This is a genomic window from Burkholderia sp. DN3021 (assembly GCF_049805555.1).
In the GTDB taxonomy this organism is placed as follows: domain Bacteria; phylum Pseudomonadota; class Gammaproteobacteria; order Burkholderiales; family Burkholderiaceae; genus Burkholderia; species Burkholderia pyrrocinia_C.
In genome coordinates this window covers 1-2,641 of sequence record NZ_JBNCAB010000194.1, presented here as the reverse complement: position 1 = coordinate 2,641, position 2,641 = coordinate 1, and the positions used below count along the sequence as shown (strand labels likewise).

Sequence of the window (2,641 nt, the reverse complement as noted above, 5' to 3'; positions counted from 1 at the left end):
TGACGCGGCCGCGCGCGGGGCGGTCGTGATCACGATGCTGCCGGCCGCGCAGCACGTGCGCGCCGTCTATCTCGGCGACGACGGCGTGCTGGCCGGCGCACGCGCGGGCGCGACGCTGATCGACTGCAGCACGATCGACCCCGGCACCGTGCGTGCGGTAGCGGAAGCCGCCGCGCAGCGCGACTTCCCGCTCGCCGACGCACCCGTGTCGGGCGGCACCGGCGGCGCGCAGGCCGGCACGCTGACCTTCATGGTCGGCGCGGACGCCGCACTGTTCGAGCGTATCCGCCCCGTGCTGCTCGACATGGGCAGGAACGTCGTGCATTGCGGCGGCACGGGCACCGGGCAGATCGCAAAGATCTGCAACAACCTGCTGCTCGGGATCTCGATGATGGGCGTATCGGAATCAATGGCGCTCGGCGCCGCGCTCGGCATCGATCCGGCCGTGCTGGCCGGCATCATCAACACGTCGACCGGCCGCTGCTGGAGCTCGGACACATACAACCCGTATCCGGGCGTGAACGACGCGGCGCCGGCCGCGCGCGGTTATGCGGGCGGTTTCGCGGCGAACCTGATGCTGAAGGATCTCGGGCTCGCGACCGAAGCCGCACGAAGCGCGCACCAGCCGGTGTGGATGGGCGCGCTCGCGCAGCAGCTCTATCAGTCGATGAGCCAGCAGGGGCTCGGCACGCTCGACTTCTCCGCGTGCGTGAAGCTGTACGAGGCGCAGCCGGCGTAGCCCGCGCAGGTTACGCCGGACGTGCGCCGACCCGCGATGCGCTTGCGCGTATCGCGGGTCGGATTGCATGCGGGGAAGGAAAACGCAGGTGCCGCTTCAGGCGGCGGTCGCGCGGCCATGCCGCGTGTCGTTCAACCGCGCGGGTTCGACGCCGTCTCGAAGGTCGGATGGCACTCGAACGCGAGTTCGGAGCGTGCGTCGACGCGGCGGCCGCCGGTCAGCGATTCCTGCTTCATGCTCGCGCGCATCCCGCGCTGCGTGCAGTAGTTGGTGGCTTCGTTGACGGCCTTCTCATGGGCGTCGGCCCACGTCGTCGACACGCCGACCGTGCGCGTCGTCACGGTGAATACGTTCGGGTTCGACGTCGCGGTCACGTCGGAAGAGGTCGAACACGCGGCGAGCAAGCATGCAGCAGCCGCAACGGTCAACCATCGCAGGGCTCGAAAAGAAACTGGAATGAACATGGGGGGCAAGCGCACGCCGTTCGACGTGTATTGAGCAATATAGGCACAGTATGCCTGCCCGATCGCCGGAGATCATGCCCCTTTCGGCGAACACATTGTTTCTAATGGTTAAACGATCGCAGGTGCAGGCAAGATTTACAGCTCGGCACCGCGCCCGTTTTCATCCCGTGAGTAGTTTTGCCCGACCGGTGCGCCGTTTCGGGCGCTCACGCCCGTGCGCCGGTCAATGCACGCCCTCCTGCCTGATCCTCGCCGATGCGTCCGCCAGGTTCCGCCACGCCGGCTGCCCCGGCGCATAGCGCGCGCGAATGTACGCGGCGAGCTCGGCCATTTGCCGGTCGTCGAACGCGTCGCCGAAGCCCGGCATATAACCGAGCTGGTCGGTGGCCGGCTGGTCGATCCCGTGGTGCAGCACGCGCAGCAGGTTGTCCGGCGTCGCCTGGCTGACGCTCGTGTTGAGCCCCATCAGCGGGCGCACGCCGAAATGCCCGACGCCGCCAGACTCCGCGTGACAGACCGCGCACGCCGCGTCGAACGCGCGGCGGCCGTTCTCGAGGCCGAGCGTCGCGACGGTTTCCGCACCGCGTGCCTGACGGATGGCCGCGTCTGCGGCCACCGCGGCGTCGACCGGTGGCGACAGCGACGCAAGGTAGTGCGCGATCGCGCGTACGTCCGGCTCGGGCAGCGACGCAAGCCCCGCGACGACGGGCGCCATCGGCCCGGCCGCGACGCCGTGCTGCGCGGAGAAACCCGTACGCAAATAGTCGAACAGTGCGCCTTCGGTCCACGGCACCGGTGCGGCCGGCGACGCGACGAGCGGCGGCGCGACCCATCCTTCCGCTTCGCCGCCCGACAGGTACGCGAAGCCGCCCTTCTCCGCGCCCAGCGCATTGCGCGGCGTGTGGCACGCGCCGCAGTGCCCGGCGCCGTCGACCAGATACTTGCCGCGATTCCACATCGCGGAGCGCGCCGGGTCCGGCGCGAACGGCCGCGCGTCGTGAAACAGCCAGTTCCAGCCGGCGACGAGCCGCCGCCGGTCGAGCGGGAACGGCAGCTTCGTCTTCGGCGGCACGTGCTTCACCGGCGGCTGCGACATCAGGTACGCATAGAGCGCGAGCAGGTCCGGCTCGCTCAGCTTCGCGAACGCCGTGTACGGAAACGCCGGGTACAGGTGCGTGCCGTCGCGCGAGACGCCTTCGCGCATCGCGCGAGCGAAGGCCGGATACGACCACGTGCCGATGCCGGTTTCCGGATCGGGCGTGAGGTTCGTCGTGTAGATGGTGCCGAACGGCGTATCGAGCGCGAGCCCGCCCGCGTTGGTCGCGCCGCCGGGCGCGGTGTGGCATACCGCGCAATCGCCGGCGAGTGCGACCTGGCGGCCGCGTTCGAGCGTCGCCGCGCTCCACATCGCGCCGTCCGCGCCGCCGGGTGCGACAGG

Annotated in this window: 3 protein-coding genes; 1 reads left to right on the top strand and 2 read right to left on the bottom strand. The window is 70.0% G+C overall.

Annotation, left to right across the window (positions count from 1 at the left end; translation table 11 throughout):
* Nucleotides 1-739 (top strand): 3-hydroxyisobutyrate dehydrogenase (gene mmsB, locus ACPUER_RS36300; RefSeq protein WP_425133520.1); only part of this gene is annotated, 739 nt, incomplete at its 5' end.
* Between the two features lie 131 nt (nucleotides 740-870).
* On the opposite strand, the gene ACPUER_RS36295 is transcribed toward mmsB, so the two are convergent.
* On the bottom strand, nucleotides 871-1,203 hold the full coding sequence (locus tag ACPUER_RS36295; RefSeq protein ID WP_425133519.1) for a hypothetical protein: 333 nt from the start codon (nucleotides 1,201-1,203) through the stop codon (nucleotides 871-873).
* A gap of 223 nt (nucleotides 1,204-1,426) precedes the next feature.
* The coding region (locus ACPUER_RS36290; protein ID WP_425133518.1) for a c-type cytochrome at nucleotides 1,427-2,641 on the bottom strand (1,215 nt) is incomplete at its 5' end.